This is a genomic window from Pseudomonas sp. Sample_20 (genome assembly GCF_004307585.1).
GTDB lineage: Bacteria > Pseudomonadota > Gammaproteobacteria > Pseudomonadales > Pseudomonadaceae > Aquipseudomonas > Aquipseudomonas atacamensis.
Genome location: NZ_RCOA01000089.1, coordinates 65,876 through 81,403, shown reverse-complemented (window position 1 = coordinate 81,403; position 15,528 = coordinate 65,876). Strand labels below are relative to the sequence as shown.

Below are 15,528 nucleotides of genomic sequence, written 5' to 3'. Positions count from 1 at the left end.
ATTTGTTTTGTGATCGACACAACTCCAATGTGGGAGCGAGCTTGCTCGCGAAGGCGTAATTTCGGGCGCCATCAATCCCGGGATTCGACTCCTAGCTCATCCCACACCGACTCCGCCAAATGAAACGTCGCATTCGCCGCCGGGATGCCGCAGTAGATCGCGCTCTGCATGATCACTTCCTTGATCTCGCCACGGCTCACGCCGTTGTTGGCCGCCGCGCGCAGGTGCAGTTTCAGTTCGCCCTCGCGGTTCATGCCGATCAGCATGGCGATGGTGATCAGGCTGCGGGTATGGCGGGGCAGGCCCGGGCGGGTCCAGATGTCGCCCCAGGCGTGGCGGGTGATCATCTCCTGGAATTCCGAGTTGAACTCGGTCAGCGTGGTCAGGCTGCGATCGACGTGGGCATCGCCCAGCACCGCGCGGCGTACTTGCATGCCTTCGTCGTAACGTTGTTTCTCGTCCACAAATTCTTCCTCACTGAGCCTGCAAAAACGCCAGCACACGGTCGCTGAAAGCGGCGCCGGCCTGCACGTTGGACAAATGCGCCGCATGGAACTCGGCGTACTCGGCACCGCGCACGTGGTCGCGGATGAAGTGCCCGCCGGACGGCGGCGTCACCGCATCTTCGCTGCCGGCAATCACCAGCAACGGCACGTTGATCGAAGCCAGTTGTTCACGGAAATCGGCATCGCGCACGGCCGCGCAGTTGGCCGCATAGCCTTGTGGATTGGTTGCGGCAAGCATGTCGGTAATCTTCTTCGCCGCCTCGGGATGCGCTGCGGAAAAGTCCGGGGTGAACCAGCGCGCAATCGAGGCATCACGCAGTGCGACCATCGCCGCCGGGCCGTCGCGCAATACGGTTTCGATGCGTGGATTCCATACCGACGGATCGCCGATTTTCGCCGCCGTGTTGCACACGATCAGTTTGTGCAGACGATGCCCGGCGTTGATCCCCAGCCACTGACCGATCAGCCCGCCCATCGACAGCCCGCAGAAATGCGCGCGCTCGATATGCAGCGCATCGAGCAGACCGAGCACGTCGCGACCGAGTTGTTCGATGCTGTACGGCCCCTCGGTGACCAGCGATTGCCCATGGCCGCGCGTGTCGAAACGCAGCACGCGGAAATGCTCGGTGAACGCCGGCATCTGCGCGTCCCACATGTGCAGGTCGGTGCCCAGCGAGTTGGACAGCACCAGCACCGGCGCCTCCGCCGGGCCCTCAATTTCATAGTGCAGTTCGCCATCGGCGAGTTGAACGAAAGCCACAGCCCTCTCCTTCAGACAGTCAAAGCGTTGTGTTCAGCCACCGCGCGCTCGACCCAGACTTGCGCCTGGCCGAGGTAATGCGCGGGGTTCAGAAGATCATCGAGTTCAGCGCCACTGAGTTCGGCGGTGACTTGCGGCTCGTCAGCGAGCACCGCACGCAAATGGCGTTGCTCGGCCACGGCGCGTTTGCAGCATTGTTCGAGCAGATGATGCGCGGTGTCGCGGCCGACGCGTCGGGCGAGGACGATGCTCACCGCTTCGGCCAGCACCAGGCCTTGGGTCAATTCGAGGTTGCGGGCCATGCGCGCCGCGTCGACTTCCAGACCGTCGGCCAGCAAGCGCGCCTGTTGCAGCGAACCGGACACCAGGCAGCAGATTTCCGGCAGGGTTTCCCATTCGGCATGCCACAAACCGAGGCTGCGTTCGTGCTCCTGCGGCATCGCGCTGAACAGTGTCGACACCAGCCCCGGCACCCGCGTGGCCGCGCCGATCAGCACCGCCGCGCCAACCGGGTTGCGCTTGTGCGGCATGGTCGACGACCCACCCTTGCCCGGTGCCGCAGGCTCAAAAACCTCCGCTGCTTCGGTCTGCATCAACAGGCTGATGTCGCGGCCGAATTTGCCGAGGCTGCCGGCGATCAGGCCAAGCACGGCGCCGAATTCAACGATGCGATCACGCTGGGTGTGCCACGGTTGCTCGGGCAGGGTCAGTTGCAGCTCTTCGGCCAATGCTTTGGCGATCGGCAACGCCTGTGCCCCCAGCGCCGCGAGCGTGCCGGAGGCGCCACCGAATTGCAGCACCAGCAGACGCGTTTTCAGTTGTTGCAGACGCTGACGGCTGCGCGTGACGGCGCCGAGCCATCCAGCGATTTTCATACCGAGGGTCACTGGCGTGGCATGTTGCAGCCAGGTGCGCCCGGCCAGTGGCGTGGTAGCGAAACGTTGTGCCTGAGTGGCGAGCGAGTCGGCCAGTTGTGCCAGTTGGTTTTCGATCAGCGTCAGCGCCTGGCGCAATTGCAGGACCAGCCCGGAATCCATCACGTCCTGACTGGTCGCGCCCAGATGGACATAGCGCTCGGCTTCGGCATCGCTCGAGGCGATCTGCTTGCCCAAGGCCTTGACCAGCGGAATCGCTGAATTGCCGGCCGTAGCAATCGCCTCGCCCAGCGCCGCAAAGTCATACAGGCCCGCCTCGCACGCTGCGGCAATCGGTGCCACGGCCGATGAAGGAATCAGCCCGACCCGCGCCTCGGCCCGGGCCAGCGCCGCTTCGAAATCGAGCATCGCCTGCACCCGGCCCTGATCGCAGAACACTTCGCGCATATCGTGGGCGGTGAAGTAGGCATCGAACAATTGATTGCCCGGTCGCTGAGTCATAAACAGTCCTTGCCGGCGCGGGCCTCGCAGCCCGCGCACATGGGTTTACAGATCGTGGTGCAAATACTTCGCCTGCTTGGGCAAACGCAGGCTGAACAGGAAAGCCACCGCCATCATCGCCGTGACGTACCAGTAGAAGGCGTTTTCCATGCCGCCGGCCTTGAGGCTCAGGGCCACAAACTCTGCCGAGCCGCCGAAGATTGCATTGGCCACCGCGTAAGCCAGGCCGACACCGAGGGCGCGCACTTCCGGCGGGAACATCTCGGCTTTTACCAGACCGCTGATCGAGGTGTAGAAGCTGACAATCGCCAGCGCCAGGGTGATCAGCACGAAGGCGAGGAACGGGCTGCTGATGCTTTTCAGGCTGAGCAGAATCGGCACGGTGAACAGCGTGCCGAGGGCGCCGAACCAGAGCATCGAGTTACGTCGGCCGATCTTGTCGGCGAGCATGCCGAACAACGGCTGCATGCACATATACAGGAACAGCGCACCGGTCATGATGTAGCTGGCGGTCTTGGCGTGCATGCCGGCGGTGTTCACCAGGTATTTCTGCATGTAGGTGGTGAAGGTGTAGAAAATCAGCGAGCCGCCGGCGGTGTAACCGAGGACGGTGATGAACGCCGCTTTGTGATCGCGAAACAGTGCAGTGATGCTGCCGGCGTCTTTGTGCGCACGGGTTTCCTTATTGGTGGTTTCCTTCAGCGAACGACGCAGGAACAGCGAAATCAGCGCCGCCACCGCACCGACCACGAATGGAATCCGCCAGCCGTAGGCACGCAGATCTTCTTCAGTGAGGAACTGTTGCAGCACCACCACCAGCGACACCGCCAGCAATTGCCCGCCAATCAGCGTCACGTACTGGAACGAGGCGAAGAATCCGCGCTGGCCCTTGAGCGCGACTTCGCTCATGTAAGTCGCGGTGGTGCCGTACTCGCCGCCCACCGACAGACCTTGCAGCAAACGCGCGAACAGCAACAGCACTGGCGCCCAGACGCCGATGTCCTTGTAGGTCGGCAGGCAGGCAATCAGCAGCGAGCCGAAGCACATCATCAGAATCGAGATGAGCATCGAGTTCTTGCGCCCGTGCTTGTCGGCAACGCGGCCGAAAATCCAGCCACCAATCGGCCGCATCAGGAACCCGGCAGCGAACACGCCAGCGGTGTTGACCAGTTGCACGGTGGGGTTATCGGAGGGGAAAAACGCCGGGGCGAAATAGATCGCGCAGAAGGCGTAGACGTAGAAGTCGAACCACTCGACTAGATTGCCGGAGGAAGCGCCGACGATGGCAAAGATGCGCTTACTGCGCTCTTCGCCGGTGTAGTGGGAGGTGGTGGTTGTCATTGTTTTTTCACTCGATAGGGACAGTCACAGTCTAGACATACTTTGCAACAGTCCCGTTCCGCATCGGATCATCACCCACGTCTGGATCAGCCTTTGTGGCGAGGGGATTTATCCCCGCTCGAGTGCGAAGCACTCGCAAATCAGATACACGCGGTTCATCTGAATACCGCGCCGACTGGTTTTTGGGGCTGCTTCGCAGCCCAGCGGGGATAAATCCCCTCACCACAGGGACTCTGTCCTGCAGGGGATTTGGGGTGTTCTCTCAATAATCGAAGAACACCGTCTCGGCATCGGTGCCCTGCAGAACTACATTCCACTGGTACACACCCGACGCATCCGCCTTGGCCAGCAACGTCTGGCGACGCTCCGCCGGCACGCACTCGAGCAACGGGTCAGCAACGTTCGCCGGTTCGCCTTCAAAATAAATCCGCGTCAGCAAATGCTTGACCAGACCACGAGCAAACACCAGCACCACCAGATGCGGCGCCTGGGTCGAGCCTTTCAACCCCGGCACAGAGCCCGGTTTGATCGTGGTGAAACGGAAGCGCCCTTCGGCGTCGACCGGCACCCGACCGAAACCTTCAAAATTCGGGTCGAGTGGCTTGTCCTGCTGATCTTCCGGGTGGTCGTACTTGCCGGCGGCGTTGGCCTGCCAGACTTCGAGCATGGCGTCGTTGACGACATCGCCATTGCCGTCCACCACTTGGCCGGTGATTGCCACGCGCTCGCCGAGGGTCAGCTCGTTGGCCAGGGTTTCGCGGTTCAGCCAGGTCAGGCCGATGTGGTAATACGGCCCGACGGTGTGGGACGTGGTCGCATAGAGCGTCATCTTATTTCTCCATCGGCGTGGCTTCACGGCCGCGCAGCACGATGTCCCAGCGGTAACCGAGGGCGTAGGACGGAATGGTTTTTTCCAGATCGAAAGCAGCGATCAGGCGTTCCTTGGCCGACGTGTCCGGCACGCAGTTGTAGATCGGGTCATACGCCAGCAGCGGGTCGCCGGGAAAGTACATCTGCGTGACCAGACGCGTAAGGATGCTCGGCCCGAACAGCGAAAAATGGATATGCGCCGGGCGCCAGGCGTTGTGGTGGTTGCCCCACGGATAGGCGCCGGGCTTGATGGTCTGGAACTGGTACCAGCCATCGGCATCGGTGACGGTGCGGCCGGTGCCGGTAAAGTTCGGGTCCAGCGGCGCGTCGTGCAGGTCGCGGGCATGGTTGTAGCGGCCGGCGGCGTTGGCCTGCCAGATCTCCACCAGAATCCCCGGCACCGGCAGGCCGTCTTCGTCGAGCACGCGGCCGTGAATGATGATGCGCTCGCCCAACGGCTCGCCGTCGTGCTGGGCGGTCAGGTCATTGTCCTTCTCGGCAACGTGTTCGGCGCCGATGGTCGGCCCGGTGATTTCCGACAGCGAGTGCGGCAGGTGCACCAACGGCTTGGACGGCGAGCGCAGGTTGGTGGATTGATACGTCGGGTGCAGGTAGTCAGGCTGAGTGCCTGCCTGTGGGCGACGGTAACCAGGCTTGTCAGTCATTTCGCTTTCCTCAGTTCTTGTAAGTGCCGCAGTGCGTCAGACACGTTCGATGGCCAGGGCCAGACCCTGGCCAACACCGACGCACATGGTCGCCAGACCTTTCTTGCCGCCAGTCTTTTCCAGATGATGCAGGGCGGTCAGCACCAGCCGCGCACCGCTCATGCCCAACGGGTGACCGAGGGCAATCGCGCCGCCATTCGGGTTGACCTGCGGCGCATCGTCGGCCAGGCCCAACTCGCGCAATACCGCGAGGCCCTGGCTGGCAAACGCTTCGTTGAGTTCGATCACGTCGAAATCGCTGACCGCCACGCCGAGGCGCTCGGTCAGTTTGCGCACCGCCGGCACCGGGCCGATGCCCATCACTCGCGGCGCGACACCGGCGCTGGCCATGCCGAGCACTTTTGCGCGGGCGGTCAGGCCGTGTTTTTTCACCGCTTCGGCCGAAGCCAGAATCAGCGCAGCAGCACCATCGTTGACCCCGGAGGCATTGCCGGCAGTAACGGTTTTGTCCGCGCCGTTGACCGGTTTCAGCTTGGCCAGTGCTTCGATCGTGGTGTCGGCGCGCGGATGTTCGTCCTCGCTGACCACGGTTTCGCCCTTTTTGTGGGCGATGCGCACTTCGACGATTTCTTCAGCGAAGTAACCGGCAGCCTGCGCGGCGGCGGTACGTTGCTGACTGCGCAGAGCAAAGGCGTCCTGATCTGCGCGCGAAACCTTGTAGTCGTCGGCAACGTTGTCAGCAGTCTGCGGCATGGCATCGACGCCGTACTGCGCTTTCATCAGCGGGTTGATGAAACGCCAGCCGATGGTGGTGTCTTCCAGCTTCATGTTGCGCGAGAACGCCGCGTCGGCCTTGCCCATCACGAACGGCGCGCGGGACATCGACTCGACGCCGCCGGCAATCGCCAGCTCCATTTCGCCGCTGGCGATCGCACGGAATGCGGTGCCAATCGCGTCCATGCCCGAAGCGCAGAGACGATTGAGCGTAACGCCCGGCACGCTGTCCGGCAGCCCCGCCAGCAGCAGCGCCATGCGCGCAACGTTGCGGTTGTCTTCGCCGGCCTGGTTGGCGCAGCCGAGGAACACTTCATCGACGACGTTCCAGTCCACCGATGGATTGCGCTCCATCAGGGCCTTGATCGGCACGGCGGCCAGGTCATCGGCGCGCACGGCGGACAGTGCGCCACCGAAGCGGCCAATGGGGGTGCGAATTGCGTCGCAGATATACACATCACGCATCATGCTTCTCCCGGTGCCTGACCGTGGGCGGCAGCGGTGCGCGCTTCAAGATCACGCAGCGCCGTCAGCTCGACTTCGGTCGGCTCAGCGGTGGTTTCAACGGAGTCGGCAAAACGAATCGCCCAACCGGTGGCGGCAACCACTTGCTCGCGGCTCACGCCCGGATGCAGCGCAGTGACCACGAATTCGTGGGTGCCCTCCTCCGGTTCCATGATGCACAGGTCGGTGATGATGCCCACCGGCCCGGCGCCCGGCAGGCCCAGACGTTTACGCGAATCGCCACCTTCGCCGTGACCGACCGAGGTGATGAAGTCGAGTTTGTCGACAAACGACCGCGCCGACTGTTTAAGGATGATCAGCACGCTTTTCGCCGAACCGGCGATCTCCGGCGCGCCACCAGCACCCGGCAGGCGCACTTTTGGCGCGTGGTAGTCGCCGACCACGGTGGTGTTGATGTTGCCGAAACGGTCAACCTGCGCGGCGCCGAGGAAACCGACGTCAATGCGCCCGCCCTGCAACCAATAGCGAAAAATCTCACCGGTCGGCACCACGGTGTCGGCGGTCTCGGCCAACTCGCCGTCACCGATCGACAGAGGCAGTACGCTCGGCTTGGCGCCAATCGGGCCGGATTCGTAGATCAGCACTACGTCTGGCGATGAAGTCAGCCGCGCGAGGTTGGCGGCTTTCGATGGCAGGCCGATGCCGACGAAACATACCGAGCCGTTCTTCAGGCGCCGGGCCGCCGCGACGGTCATCATTTCATTGGTGGTGTAAGTCATTACTTGGCCTCCGAAGCAGCGGCCAATTTGGCCTGGAATTCGCTGAAGTCAGCGCAGCCATGGATGTATTCGTTGATCCACGCGGTAAACGTCTCACGGTCGCGAGCGATCGGGTCCCACGCCTGATAGAAACGATTGTCACGCTCGGTGTAACCGTGAGCGTAGGACGGATGCGCACCACCCGGCACATGGCAGACCGCGCTCAAGGCCCAGGTCGGCAGTACGCAAGCGTTCATCGGTGCGTTGAGATCGTCGACGATTTCTTCCACGGTGACGATGCAGCGCTTGGCCGCCAGCGCGGCTTCTTTCTGCACACCGAGAATGCCCCAGAGCAACACGTTGCCTTTGCGGTCGGCCTTCTGCGCGTGAATCACGGTGACGTCCGGGCGCACCGATGGCACTGCCGCCAGCATTTCGCCGGTGAACGGGCAGGTCACGGTTTTGATCAGCGGATTGACCTTCGGCAGGTCGGAGCCGGCGTAGGCACGCAGCACCGCGAACGGCAGGCCGGACGCGCCGGCGACGTAGGCGTTGGCGAGGTCGGCGTGGCTGTGTTCTTCGATTTCCAGCGGATGCGGCCACTGCTTTTCGACCGCGTCACGCAAACGGTGCAGCGAGCCCACGCCCGGGTTGCCGCCCCAGGAGAAAATCAGTTTGCGCGCGCAACCGGCGCCGATCAGTTGGTCGTAGATCAGGTCAGGCGTCATCCGCACCAGCGTCAGATCTTTCTTGCCTTGACGAATGATTTCATGACCCGCTGCCGTAGGGATCAGGTGAGTGAAGCCTTCGAGGGCGACGGTGTCGCCGTCGTTGACGAATTGCTTCACCGCGTCGTGCAGCGAAAGGATCTCAGCCATGGAGCGGGCTCCTGTTCTTGTAAGGAATCGCCAGTGATAAAAAGGCGCGAGGTTCAGCGCCGGAGTCACTGAAGATTAAGCTCGGGAAATTCGCCAAACAATCCGATAATCGACTGAGTGTTCGTTTATCGAACGGATTGTTGCTTCCCTAATGATCGTTCCCACGCTCCGCTTGGGAATGCAGCCGGGGACGCTCCGCGTCCCTGTACAGCCGAACGCAGAGCGTCCGTTGAGGCATTCCCACGCGGAGCGTGGGAACGATCGTGGGTCTGCCTCAGGTCGCATCCGCATGACTGACCATGCCTTTGATCAGCACCGCCGCCGTCGCCAACCCCGCCGGGATCACCAGTGCGGTCAGCACTTGCTCGAAATTCCAGCCCAGGCCGAGCAAGGTTGCGCCCATCCACGCGCCAAGAATCGCGCCGAAGCGGCCGATGCCGAGCATCCACGACACACCGGTCGCGCGGCCTTGAGTCGGGTAGAAGCGTGCCGCCAATGACGGCATCGCCGATTGCGCGCCGTTGACGCACATGCCTGCCACCAGCACCAACGTCGCCAGCAAGGTGATGTTGCCCAGGCTCTGCCCCACGGCGTAGGCAAACACCCCGGCCAGCAGGTAGAAAATGCCGATGACCTTGTGCGGATTGAAGCGGTCCATCGCCCAGCCCACCCCGACCGCGCTCAACACGCCGCCAAACTGGAACAACGCACCGATGAACGCGGCCTGTTCCATACTCGCGCCGCTGTCGCGCATCAGCGTCGGCAGCCAACTGGTCAGCAGGTAGACGATCACCAGGCCCATGAAATAAGTCAGCCACAACAGCAGCGTGCCGGTGCTGTAAGTGCCGGAGAAGATCACCGCAAAGACATTACGCGCCTTGACGGTTTTCTGTTCCGGCACGCTGAAGCTCCTAGCCTGGGCAACGGTAACCGGATCTATCGGTGCCAGGGTCTTGCGTACTTTGTCGGTGCCACGGTTGCGCACCACCAGGTAGCGCGCCGATTCCGGCAGCCAGAACACCAATACCACGGCGAGGATCAACGGCAGGATCCCGCCGATCATCAACAGCGCGTGCCAGCCGAACGCCGGGATCAGTTTTGCCGAGATGAAACCGCCGCCGGCCATGCCGAGGTTGAAGCCGCAGAACATGCTGGTCACCAGCAGCGACTTCTTGCGCTCGGGTGTGTATTCCGACAGCAGCGTCGTGGCGTTGGGCATGCCCGCACCGAGACCGAGGCCGGTCAGGAAGCGCAACACCAGCAGTTGTTCGACGTTGGTGCTGTACGCCGAGGCCAGGCTGAAGCCGCCGAACAGAATCACCGCGCCGACGAGTACGACTTTGCGCCCGAAGCGGTCAGCCAAAGGGCCGGATCCGAGCGCGCCGAAGACCATGCCGATCAGCGCAGCACTCATCACCGGGCCTAGGCTGGCGCGATCAATGCCCCAGTCTTGCGACAGCGCCGGGGCGATGAAGCCCATGGCGGCGGTGTCGAGGCCGTCGAGAAATACGATCAGGAAACACAGGATCACCACCCGCCACTGATAGCGCGAGATCGGTTGGGCGTTGATGAAGGTCTGCACATCGAGGCAGTTACCCACAGCGGACTGAGGCTGGTTCATTATTTTTATTCCACGCAAAAAACGCAGTCGAACGGCGGCCGGCCAAAGGAAGGCACGGTCACAAGAATAGAAGGTTGTAATCAGGCGTTGCGGTGAACCCGGCAACAACGGGCGGGATACAGACAGTCGGGGAGCGAGCGCATGGTGAGTTGCCTCTTGTCATTATTATGGGGTCGACAGTCCGGCGAGCTCATTTACATCAGCGCCGGATGACGCTGCCGCGACATTAATGATCCGAGGGTTTTAGCGTCAATTCGATAAACGCAACACTGTGCGTTTATCGAACAGCTTCCTCAGGCGAACAACTGCGCACTGAGGTCGCGACTGGCGCTGAGCAGGCCGGGCAAGAAGCGCTGCTCCAGCTCGGCGCGACTGACCCGCCCGGCATGGGTGCTGACATTTAGCGCGGCGACCACTTGCCCGGAGGCGTCGTACACCGGCACAGCGATCGAGCGCAGCCCCTGTTCCAGTTCCTGATCGACAATGCACCAGCCCTGCTGCCGCACCTGCTGCAAACATTCGAGCAACGCGTCCGGGGTATGAATGGTGCGGCTGGTCTTGGCCACGAGTTCTGCATGGTCGAGGTATTCGCCAAGGGAGGTGTCGTCCAGCGCGGCCAATAGAATGCGCCCCATCGACGTGCAATAGGCAGGGAGACGCCCGCCGACGGAAAGGTCGACCGAGATCAATCGCTGAGTGGTCGCCGAACGCGCGATATAGAGAATGTCATCGCCCTCCAGCGTCGCCATGTTGCAGGCTTCGTGCAGTTGCTCGCTCATTCGGTCGAGATACGGTTGGGCGGAGACGGCCAGCGGTGTCGAGGACAGATAGGCGTGGCCGAGGGTCAGCACTTTCGGCAGCAGCGAATAGGTGCGCCCGTCGGTGGTGGCGTAGCCGAGCTTGATCAACGTATGCAGGCAACGGCGCACGGCGGCGCGGGGGATTTCCGTGCGATGACTTATCTGCGCGATGGTCAGGTGGCGTTTGCGTTCCTGAAACGCTTGCACCACCGCCAGACCGCGGGCCAGGGAAGTCATGAAATCAGGATCACCGGTCAGCGCCTGAATGCGCTTGGCCGGCGAGGCGACGATGGGCGGCGCCACCGAGGTGAAGGAGTTGCGCATTTGATCGTTCATTTCTTGTCCTTGTCCGGCACGCATCGATGCCTAGTCAAACGGCTCGCCGCGCGATGCACAAGCACCGGGGCGCCAACATTGGGCGATTATCGAACCGCCGACCGATAATCGCAATCCAGTGCCCCGCCCTCCTCTTCATCCTTGAGGCAGCTTTAGCGATTCTGCTCGCAACTTAGTTGTTCTAGTTAATGGCGCCAAAAACAGAACGCCTGTTCTATAACGCTGTCTTTACACCTAACTAGCGGCAAAAGTTGCCAGCAACAAAACCATCACACATTCAGAACCGTTTTTAACTTGGCAAAGATAGTCATTCCCGAATCGGCCGCTATAATGCACCCTAGTCGCGGCGCTTTAATCAAAAGCCCGCGACTTGCTGAAACGAGGTCCTTCGTCTCAGCTCCGGCCAGCGCCCGCCGCCCATCACACATGCAACGCCAGCGCTCGCTGAAACAGGAAACTGATGCTGCGTCAGTTTTTATCTGGTGCCGTAGCCGCCTGTAACACGGAAGTCTTGATCGCCTCTGCAATGTCTCCGCGCCCGATCGGGCTGTGGATGACTGGCGGGGGCGCGCAATTGACTCGTTGCAGTGTGTTTCACCGGATATTCAATTCAACTCATACAGGTAGCACCGTGACAAAAGACGAACTGCGCGCGGAACTAGAGCGCCAGGAACAACGTTACAAGGAAGTTTACGGCGGGGAAGTCACCACCTACGCCGCTCAGCCGGAACCGGAACGCAAGGCATGGCGCAAGCGCCCTACTGTTCAGGATCAGGTGTTCAAGCAGGAAATCGAAAAGATCGAAAAGGAACTCAAAGCCGAAGAGCCATGAGCCACGGCGGTTGAGCATTCGAAAGTCGGCGTCCGCCTGAGCCACAGCGCGGTGGAAGACGACACCTCGCGCGCCCGTTAACCGCGGGCAGCGGCTGCATCGCTGTTTTGCGGCTTATGAACGAGCGTCCCACAGGTTTCAGAGATATTTCAGACAAGCGTTTGAGCCTTTGCGATGTCTGAAAAAACGCCTCGAAAATATAGTTTATTCAATAAAATCAAGTAGTTGAAAAACCCTGCGTGCTGCTTGGTTTTCACGCCCTGCAACAAATTAAATCGAAGAAGGGTGTGACCAGTGAGCAGACGGGGCATCGATTTCCTGTCTTTTCTGGCATAATCGCGCCCCCTTACGACCGGGTCAGAAAACCTTCATGATCGATTTATTCAGCGGACTGGATGCTTGGGTGCTTGTGAGCCTCTTGCTCGCCCTGACGTTTGTCCTCGCCTTCGAGTTCATCAATGGATTTCATGACACCGCTAACGCGGTAGCCACTGTTATCTACACCAAAGCCATGCCGCCACACCTGGCGGTGTTCTTTTCCGGTGTGTTCAATTTCCTCGGCGTGCTGCTTGGCGGCGTTGGCGTGGCGTATGCCATCGTCCACTTGCTGCCGGTTGAGCTGCTGATCAATGTGAACACCGGCCATGGCCTGGCGATGGTGTTCTCGTTGCTCGCCGCGGCAATCGCCTGGAACCTGGGCACCTGGTACTTCGGTATCCCGGCTTCCAGCTCGCACACCCTGATCGGCTCGATCCTCGGTGTCGGCCTGGCCAACGCGCTGATCAACGACATTCCGTTGAGAGATGGCGTGAACTGGCAGAAAGCGATCGACATCGGCGCCTCGCTGGTGTTCTCGCCGATGGCCGGCTTCCTCATCGCCGCACTGGTGCTGATCGGCCTGAAATGGTGGCGCCCGCTGTCGAAGATGCACAAGACACCGGAACAGCGCCGCAAGATCGACGACAAAAAGCACCCACCGTTCTGGAACCGTCTGGTCTTGGTGATCTCGGCCATGGCCGTAAGCTTCGTGCACGGTTCCAACGACGGCCAGAAAGGCATCGGCCTGATCATGCTGGTGCTGATCGGTATCGTCCCGGCGCAGTTCGTACTCGATCTGAACAGCACCACCTACCAGATCGAACGCACCCGCGACGCAACCTTGCACTTGAGCCAGTTCTACCAGCGCAACGCCGATTCGCTGGGTGAATTCCTGGCCTTGGGCAAGAGCGTGGAAGGCGACCTGCCGGAGAAATTCCGCTGCAACCCGCAGCAGACCGAACCGACCATCACCGCCCTGCTGCACACCCTTAAAGGTGTAGCGGACTACCATTCGCTGTCGTCGGACAGCCGCATCGAAGTGCGTCGCTACCTGCTCTGCCTGGACGACACGGCGAAGAAAGTCGGCAAATTGCCTGGCCTTGAAGCCCGTGAAAAGGCTGACCTCGACAAGCTGCGCAAAGACCTGACCACCACCACTGAATACGCGCCGTTCTGGGTGATTCTGGCGGTCGCCCTGGCACTGGGCCTGGGCACCATGGTCGGCTGGAAGCGCGTAGTGCTAACCATTGGCGAGAAGATCGGCAAGCAGGGCATGACCTATTCCCAGGGCATGTCGGCGCAGATCACCACCGCCAGTTTGATCGGCATGGCCAACATCTTCAGCCTGCCAGTGTCGACCACTCATGTGTTGTCTTCGGGTGTTGCCGGGACCATGGTTGCCAACAAAAGCGGCCTGCAAGGTGGTACGGTGAAGACTATTCTGCTGGCCTGGGTGTTGACCCTGCCGGCGACTGTGGCGCTGTCGGCCGGGTTGTTCTGGTTGGCCTCGAAGGCATTGGGTAGTTGATCGTTAGCTGTTGATTGGAAAAGGCGTGATTCGTGAGGATCACGCCTTTTTTGTTATTGGGGCAAAAAAGTCTGCCGAAGGGGCAAAAGATCAAAGCCAAAGCAAAAGCCAGATCAAGAGCCCCTCACCCTAGCCCTCTCCCGGAGGGAGAGGGAACTGACCGAGGTGTTTAATCGAAGTACGCCGACCTGAGATACCGAGTCGATGCAGGTTTTGAACACCACACAAATCGGCCCCCTCTCCCTCGGGAGAGGGCTGGGGTGAGGGGCAGCAACAATGCAAATCAAAAGCCGAACACCCACGCTTTTCACCACTCAATAGGCCGAGTGTCAGCTCGCCTGCTCTTGATCTTGATCCACCGGCGACGTCGGAAGGCTGAGTGGAGGGATTGATCCGGGCGTGGGAGCGCAGCGACCGTCTGGCGCAGCCAGACACAGCGGAAGGAGGTGCAGCGAAGCAAACCGGAGCCGCTGCGCCCGGATCAGTCCCGGAGCGAAGGGACCCGAGCCTGCGAGGGCCGAACGCAGGAGCTAGCGTTTTGGTTACTTTTTGGCGTCTGAAAAAGTGACTCGCCGTAAGGGCGAAACCGCCAGCCGCCACACCCGAAGCAACGGATATTCACCCAAAACCCCAACAGCCTGGTCGGCCCAAAGGCCGCCAAGGCCGCCAAGGCAAAAAAAAGGGGCAACCGAAGTCGCCCCAAAATGCCTTGCGTGCCCATCAATCCAGAAGAACTCACTTGCGCCGCTTATGCGCATCCTTCCAGATAAAAAATCCAAACCCTGCAAAAAACAGCACCATGAGCCCCACCGTGAGAACTCCGGCAAACACCACGTTATCGAAAAACATGACTGACCTCCCGGCCCTGCTTTGCTTTGCTTTGCTTTGCTGCGATGGATTCAAATTAACAAACACACAGGCGCACATATTGACCAGGATCAATATCCGCAACGTTGGGAAATAAAGGAGGGGAAATAACTGATCTGCATCAACCAATGCAGCGGGAGATCAACGCTTTTTCGGCTTGTTCTTCGACTTTTTCTTGGCTTTTCCCAACGGCATCGCCTGCTCGAAAGCCTGGCGCACTTCGTTCAGGCGCTTCTCGTTGAGGTCATGCACACGCTTGGCGCGTTCAGTGCTGAGGTCGATCAGTTTGTCGTCTTGGCTCATGGCGTCCGGCACATCGCAGAAGAGATCACAGCTGCCGTCACCGGCAGGATTGCGCCAATCATGCCGCTTGGCGCAGGCGCTGACCAGTCACTGCTCAAATCTCGATATCGACCCACAGCCCCTGACGCGGCTGATCGTCTATCAACGGCACCACCGGCACGGTGTTGTCGGCATTCAACTCGGTACCCGGCACGGCCAGATGCTCTTCAGGATCTTCATCCGCCTCGCGGCGTCGGCGGTCACGTTCCTGTTGACGACGCTGTTCTTCGCGCGCCAGCAGACGATCCTCTTCCGGATCACGCTTCTGCAGATCGATCGTGCTTTCGTTGGAGCTTTCCTGCACCGGCACCACCGGCGGGATGTCCGGCCGCTGGCGGATCGGATCCTGCTGGGAAGTGATCGGCACGGCGCTCAAGGGGAGCATCGGTGGCAACATATAAAGGTCTCCTGTCTGCAGGCTATCGGCTGGGGCGCAGGCGCCTTGAGCCGCCTGTCGCAAACTTGTGATGCGCTTGGCACCTGTTGGAGCT

16 protein-coding genes are annotated in these 15,528 nt (G+C 61.0%); 2 read left to right on the top strand and 14 right to left on the bottom strand.

Going from position 1 to position 15,528, the window contains the following annotated elements:
• Positions 1–71: 71 nt before the first annotated feature.
• From pcaC to pcaR, 11 genes are all read right to left on the bottom strand, one after another.
• Positions 72–464, bottom strand: a complete 393-nt coding sequence (gene pcaC / locus D8U70_RS19025) for a 4-carboxymuconolactone decarboxylase (RefSeq protein ID WP_024011942.1) — start codon at positions 462–464, stop codon at positions 72–74.
• A gap of 10 nt (positions 465–474) precedes the next feature.
• Entirely contained in the window at positions 475–1,266 is a 792-nt protein-coding gene (gene pcaD, locus D8U70_RS19020) for a 3-oxoadipate enol-lactonase (RefSeq protein ID WP_016771335.1), read from the bottom strand.
• Positions 1,267–1,277: 11 nt separating this feature from the next.
• Positions 1,278–2,642 carry a 3-carboxy-cis,cis-muconate cycloisomerase gene (locus D8U70_RS19015; protein WP_130929507.1) on the bottom strand — a complete coding sequence of 455 codons (1,365 nt, stop codon included), beginning with the start codon at positions 2,640–2,642 and terminating at the stop codon, positions 1,278–1,280.
• Positions 2,643–2,687: 45 nt separating this feature from the next.
• A complete protein-coding gene (locus D8U70_RS19010) occupies positions 2,688–3,983 on the bottom strand; it encodes an MFS family transporter (protein WP_041478914.1) in 1,296 nt (431 codons plus the stop codon).
• Positions 3,984–4,245: 262 nt separating this feature from the next.
• Positions 4,246–4,812: a protocatechuate 3,4-dioxygenase subunit alpha gene (pcaG, locus tag D8U70_RS19005; RefSeq protein WP_095180561.1), complete on the bottom strand. Its 567-nt coding sequence runs from the start codon at positions 4,810–4,812 to the stop codon at positions 4,246–4,248.
• Position 4,813: 1 nt separating this feature from the next.
• Complete coding sequence (pcaH, locus tag D8U70_RS19000; RefSeq protein WP_076566301.1) at positions 4,814–5,518, bottom strand: protocatechuate 3,4-dioxygenase subunit beta; 705 nt, start codon at positions 5,516–5,518, stop codon at positions 4,814–4,816.
• 36 nt (positions 5,519–5,554) lie between these two features.
• Positions 5,555–6,760 (bottom strand): 3-oxoadipyl-CoA thiolase, encoded by a 1,206-nt coding sequence (gene pcaF / locus D8U70_RS18995; RefSeq protein WP_177433983.1) that lies wholly within the window; start codon positions 6,758–6,760, stop codon positions 5,555–5,557.
• Positions 6,757–7,536: a CoA-transferase subunit beta gene (locus tag D8U70_RS18990; protein ID WP_071174622.1), complete on the bottom strand. Its 780-nt coding sequence runs from the start codon at positions 7,534–7,536 to the stop codon at positions 6,757–6,759. Before D8U70_RS18990 ends, pcaF begins: the two co-directional genes overlap by 4 nt.
• Complete coding sequence (locus D8U70_RS18985) at positions 7,536–8,393, bottom strand: CoA transferase subunit A (RefSeq protein ID WP_130929505.1); 858 nt, start codon at positions 8,391–8,393, stop codon at positions 7,536–7,538. The genes D8U70_RS18990 and D8U70_RS18985 overlap by 1 nt, the downstream gene beginning before the upstream one ends.
• Positions 8,394–8,667: 274 nt before the next feature.
• The gene (locus D8U70_RS18980; RefSeq protein ID WP_130929504.1) at positions 8,668–10,014 is read right to left on the bottom strand and encodes an MFS transporter; all 1,347 of its coding nucleotides are present in this window, start codon (positions 10,012–10,014) and stop codon (positions 8,668–8,670) included.
• A 293-nt stretch (positions 10,015–10,307) separates the two neighbouring features.
• A complete protein-coding gene (gene pcaR / locus D8U70_RS18975) occupies positions 10,308–11,150 on the bottom strand; it encodes a pca regulon transcriptional regulator PcaR (RefSeq protein ID WP_016771343.1) in 843 nt (280 codons plus the stop codon).
• Positions 11,151–11,781: 631 nt separating this feature from the next.
• Here pcaR and D8U70_RS18970 point away from each other — a divergent pair.
• Together D8U70_RS18970 and D8U70_RS18965 are read left to right on the top strand one after the other, a co-directional pair.
• Complete coding sequence (locus D8U70_RS18970) at positions 11,782–11,982, top strand: hypothetical protein (protein WP_008080067.1); 201 nt, start codon at positions 11,782–11,784, stop codon at positions 11,980–11,982.
• A 370-nt stretch (positions 11,983–12,352) separates the two neighbouring features.
• Positions 12,353–13,828 carry an inorganic phosphate transporter gene (locus D8U70_RS18965; protein WP_016771345.1) on the top strand — a complete coding sequence of 492 codons (1,476 nt, stop codon included), beginning with the start codon at positions 12,353–12,355 and terminating at the stop codon, positions 13,826–13,828.
• A 735-nt stretch (positions 13,829–14,563) separates the two neighbouring features.
• On the opposite strand, the gene ccoM is transcribed toward D8U70_RS18965, so the two are convergent.
• The 3 genes from ccoM to D8U70_RS18960 form a co-directional block, all read right to left on the bottom strand.
• Positions 14,564–14,677, bottom strand: a complete 114-nt coding sequence (gene ccoM / locus D8U70_RS28125; protein ID WP_016771346.1) for a cytochrome c oxidase subunit CcoM — start codon at positions 14,675–14,677, stop codon at positions 14,564–14,566.
• Between the two features lie 159 nt (positions 14,678–14,836).
• A complete protein-coding gene (locus D8U70_RS27760) occupies positions 14,837–14,998 on the bottom strand; it encodes a hypothetical protein (RefSeq protein WP_016771347.1) in 162 nt (53 codons plus the stop codon).
• 94 nt (positions 14,999–15,092) lie between these two features.
• On the bottom strand, positions 15,093–15,434 hold the full coding sequence (locus tag D8U70_RS18960; protein ID WP_024011931.1) for a hypothetical protein: 342 nt from the start codon (positions 15,432–15,434) through the stop codon (positions 15,093–15,095).
• Positions 15,435–15,528: the final 94 nt, after the last annotated feature.

What these genes read in the sequence shown, in the direction of transcription:
- D8U70_RS19015 (WP_130929507.1), bottom strand. Translation starts at nt 2,642, where the DNA reads ATGACTCAGCGACCGGGCAATCAATTGTTCGATGCCTACTTCACCGCC.
- D8U70_RS19010 (WP_041478914.1), bottom strand. Translation starts at nt 3,983, where the DNA reads ATGACAACCACCACCTCCCACTACACCGGCGAAGAGCGCAGTAAGCGC.
- pcaG (WP_095180561.1), bottom strand. Translation starts at nt 4,812, where the DNA reads ATGACGCTCTATGCGACCACGTCCCACACCGTCGGGCCGTATTACCAC.
- pcaH (WP_076566301.1), bottom strand. Translation starts at nt 5,518, where the DNA reads ATGACTGACAAGCCTGGTTACCGTCGCCCACAGGCAGGCACTCAGCCT.
- pcaF (WP_177433983.1), bottom strand. Translation starts at nt 6,760, where the DNA reads ATGATGCGTGATGTGTATATCTGCGACGCAATTCGCACCCCCATTGGC.
- D8U70_RS18990 (WP_071174622.1), bottom strand. Translation starts at nt 7,536, where the DNA reads ATGACTTACACCACCAATGAAATGATGACCGTCGCGGCGGCCCGGCGC.
- D8U70_RS18985 (WP_130929505.1), bottom strand. Translation starts at nt 8,393, where the DNA reads ATGGCTGAGATCCTTTCGCTGCACGACGCGGTGAAGCAATTCGTCAAC.
- D8U70_RS18980 (WP_130929504.1), bottom strand. Translation starts at nt 10,014, where the DNA reads ATGAACCAGCCTCAGTCCGCTGTGGGTAACTGCCTCGATGTGCAGACC.
- pcaR (WP_016771343.1), bottom strand. Translation starts at nt 11,150, where the DNA reads ATGAACGATCAAATGCGCAACTCCTTCACCTCGGTGGCGCCGCCCATC.
- D8U70_RS18965 (WP_016771345.1), top strand. Translation starts at nt 12,353, where the DNA reads ATGATCGATTTATTCAGCGGACTGGATGCTTGGGTGCTTGTGAGCCTC.
- ccoM (WP_016771346.1), bottom strand. Translation starts at nt 14,677, where the DNA reads ATGTTTTTCGATAACGTGGTGTTTGCCGGAGTTCTCACGGTGGGGCTC.
- D8U70_RS27760 (WP_016771347.1), bottom strand. Translation starts at nt 14,998, where the DNA reads ATGAGCCAAGACGACAAACTGATCGACCTCAGCACTGAACGCGCCAAG.
- D8U70_RS18960 (WP_024011931.1), bottom strand. Translation starts at nt 15,434, where the DNA reads ATGTTGCCACCGATGCTCCCCTTGAGCGCCGTGCCGATCACTTCCCAG.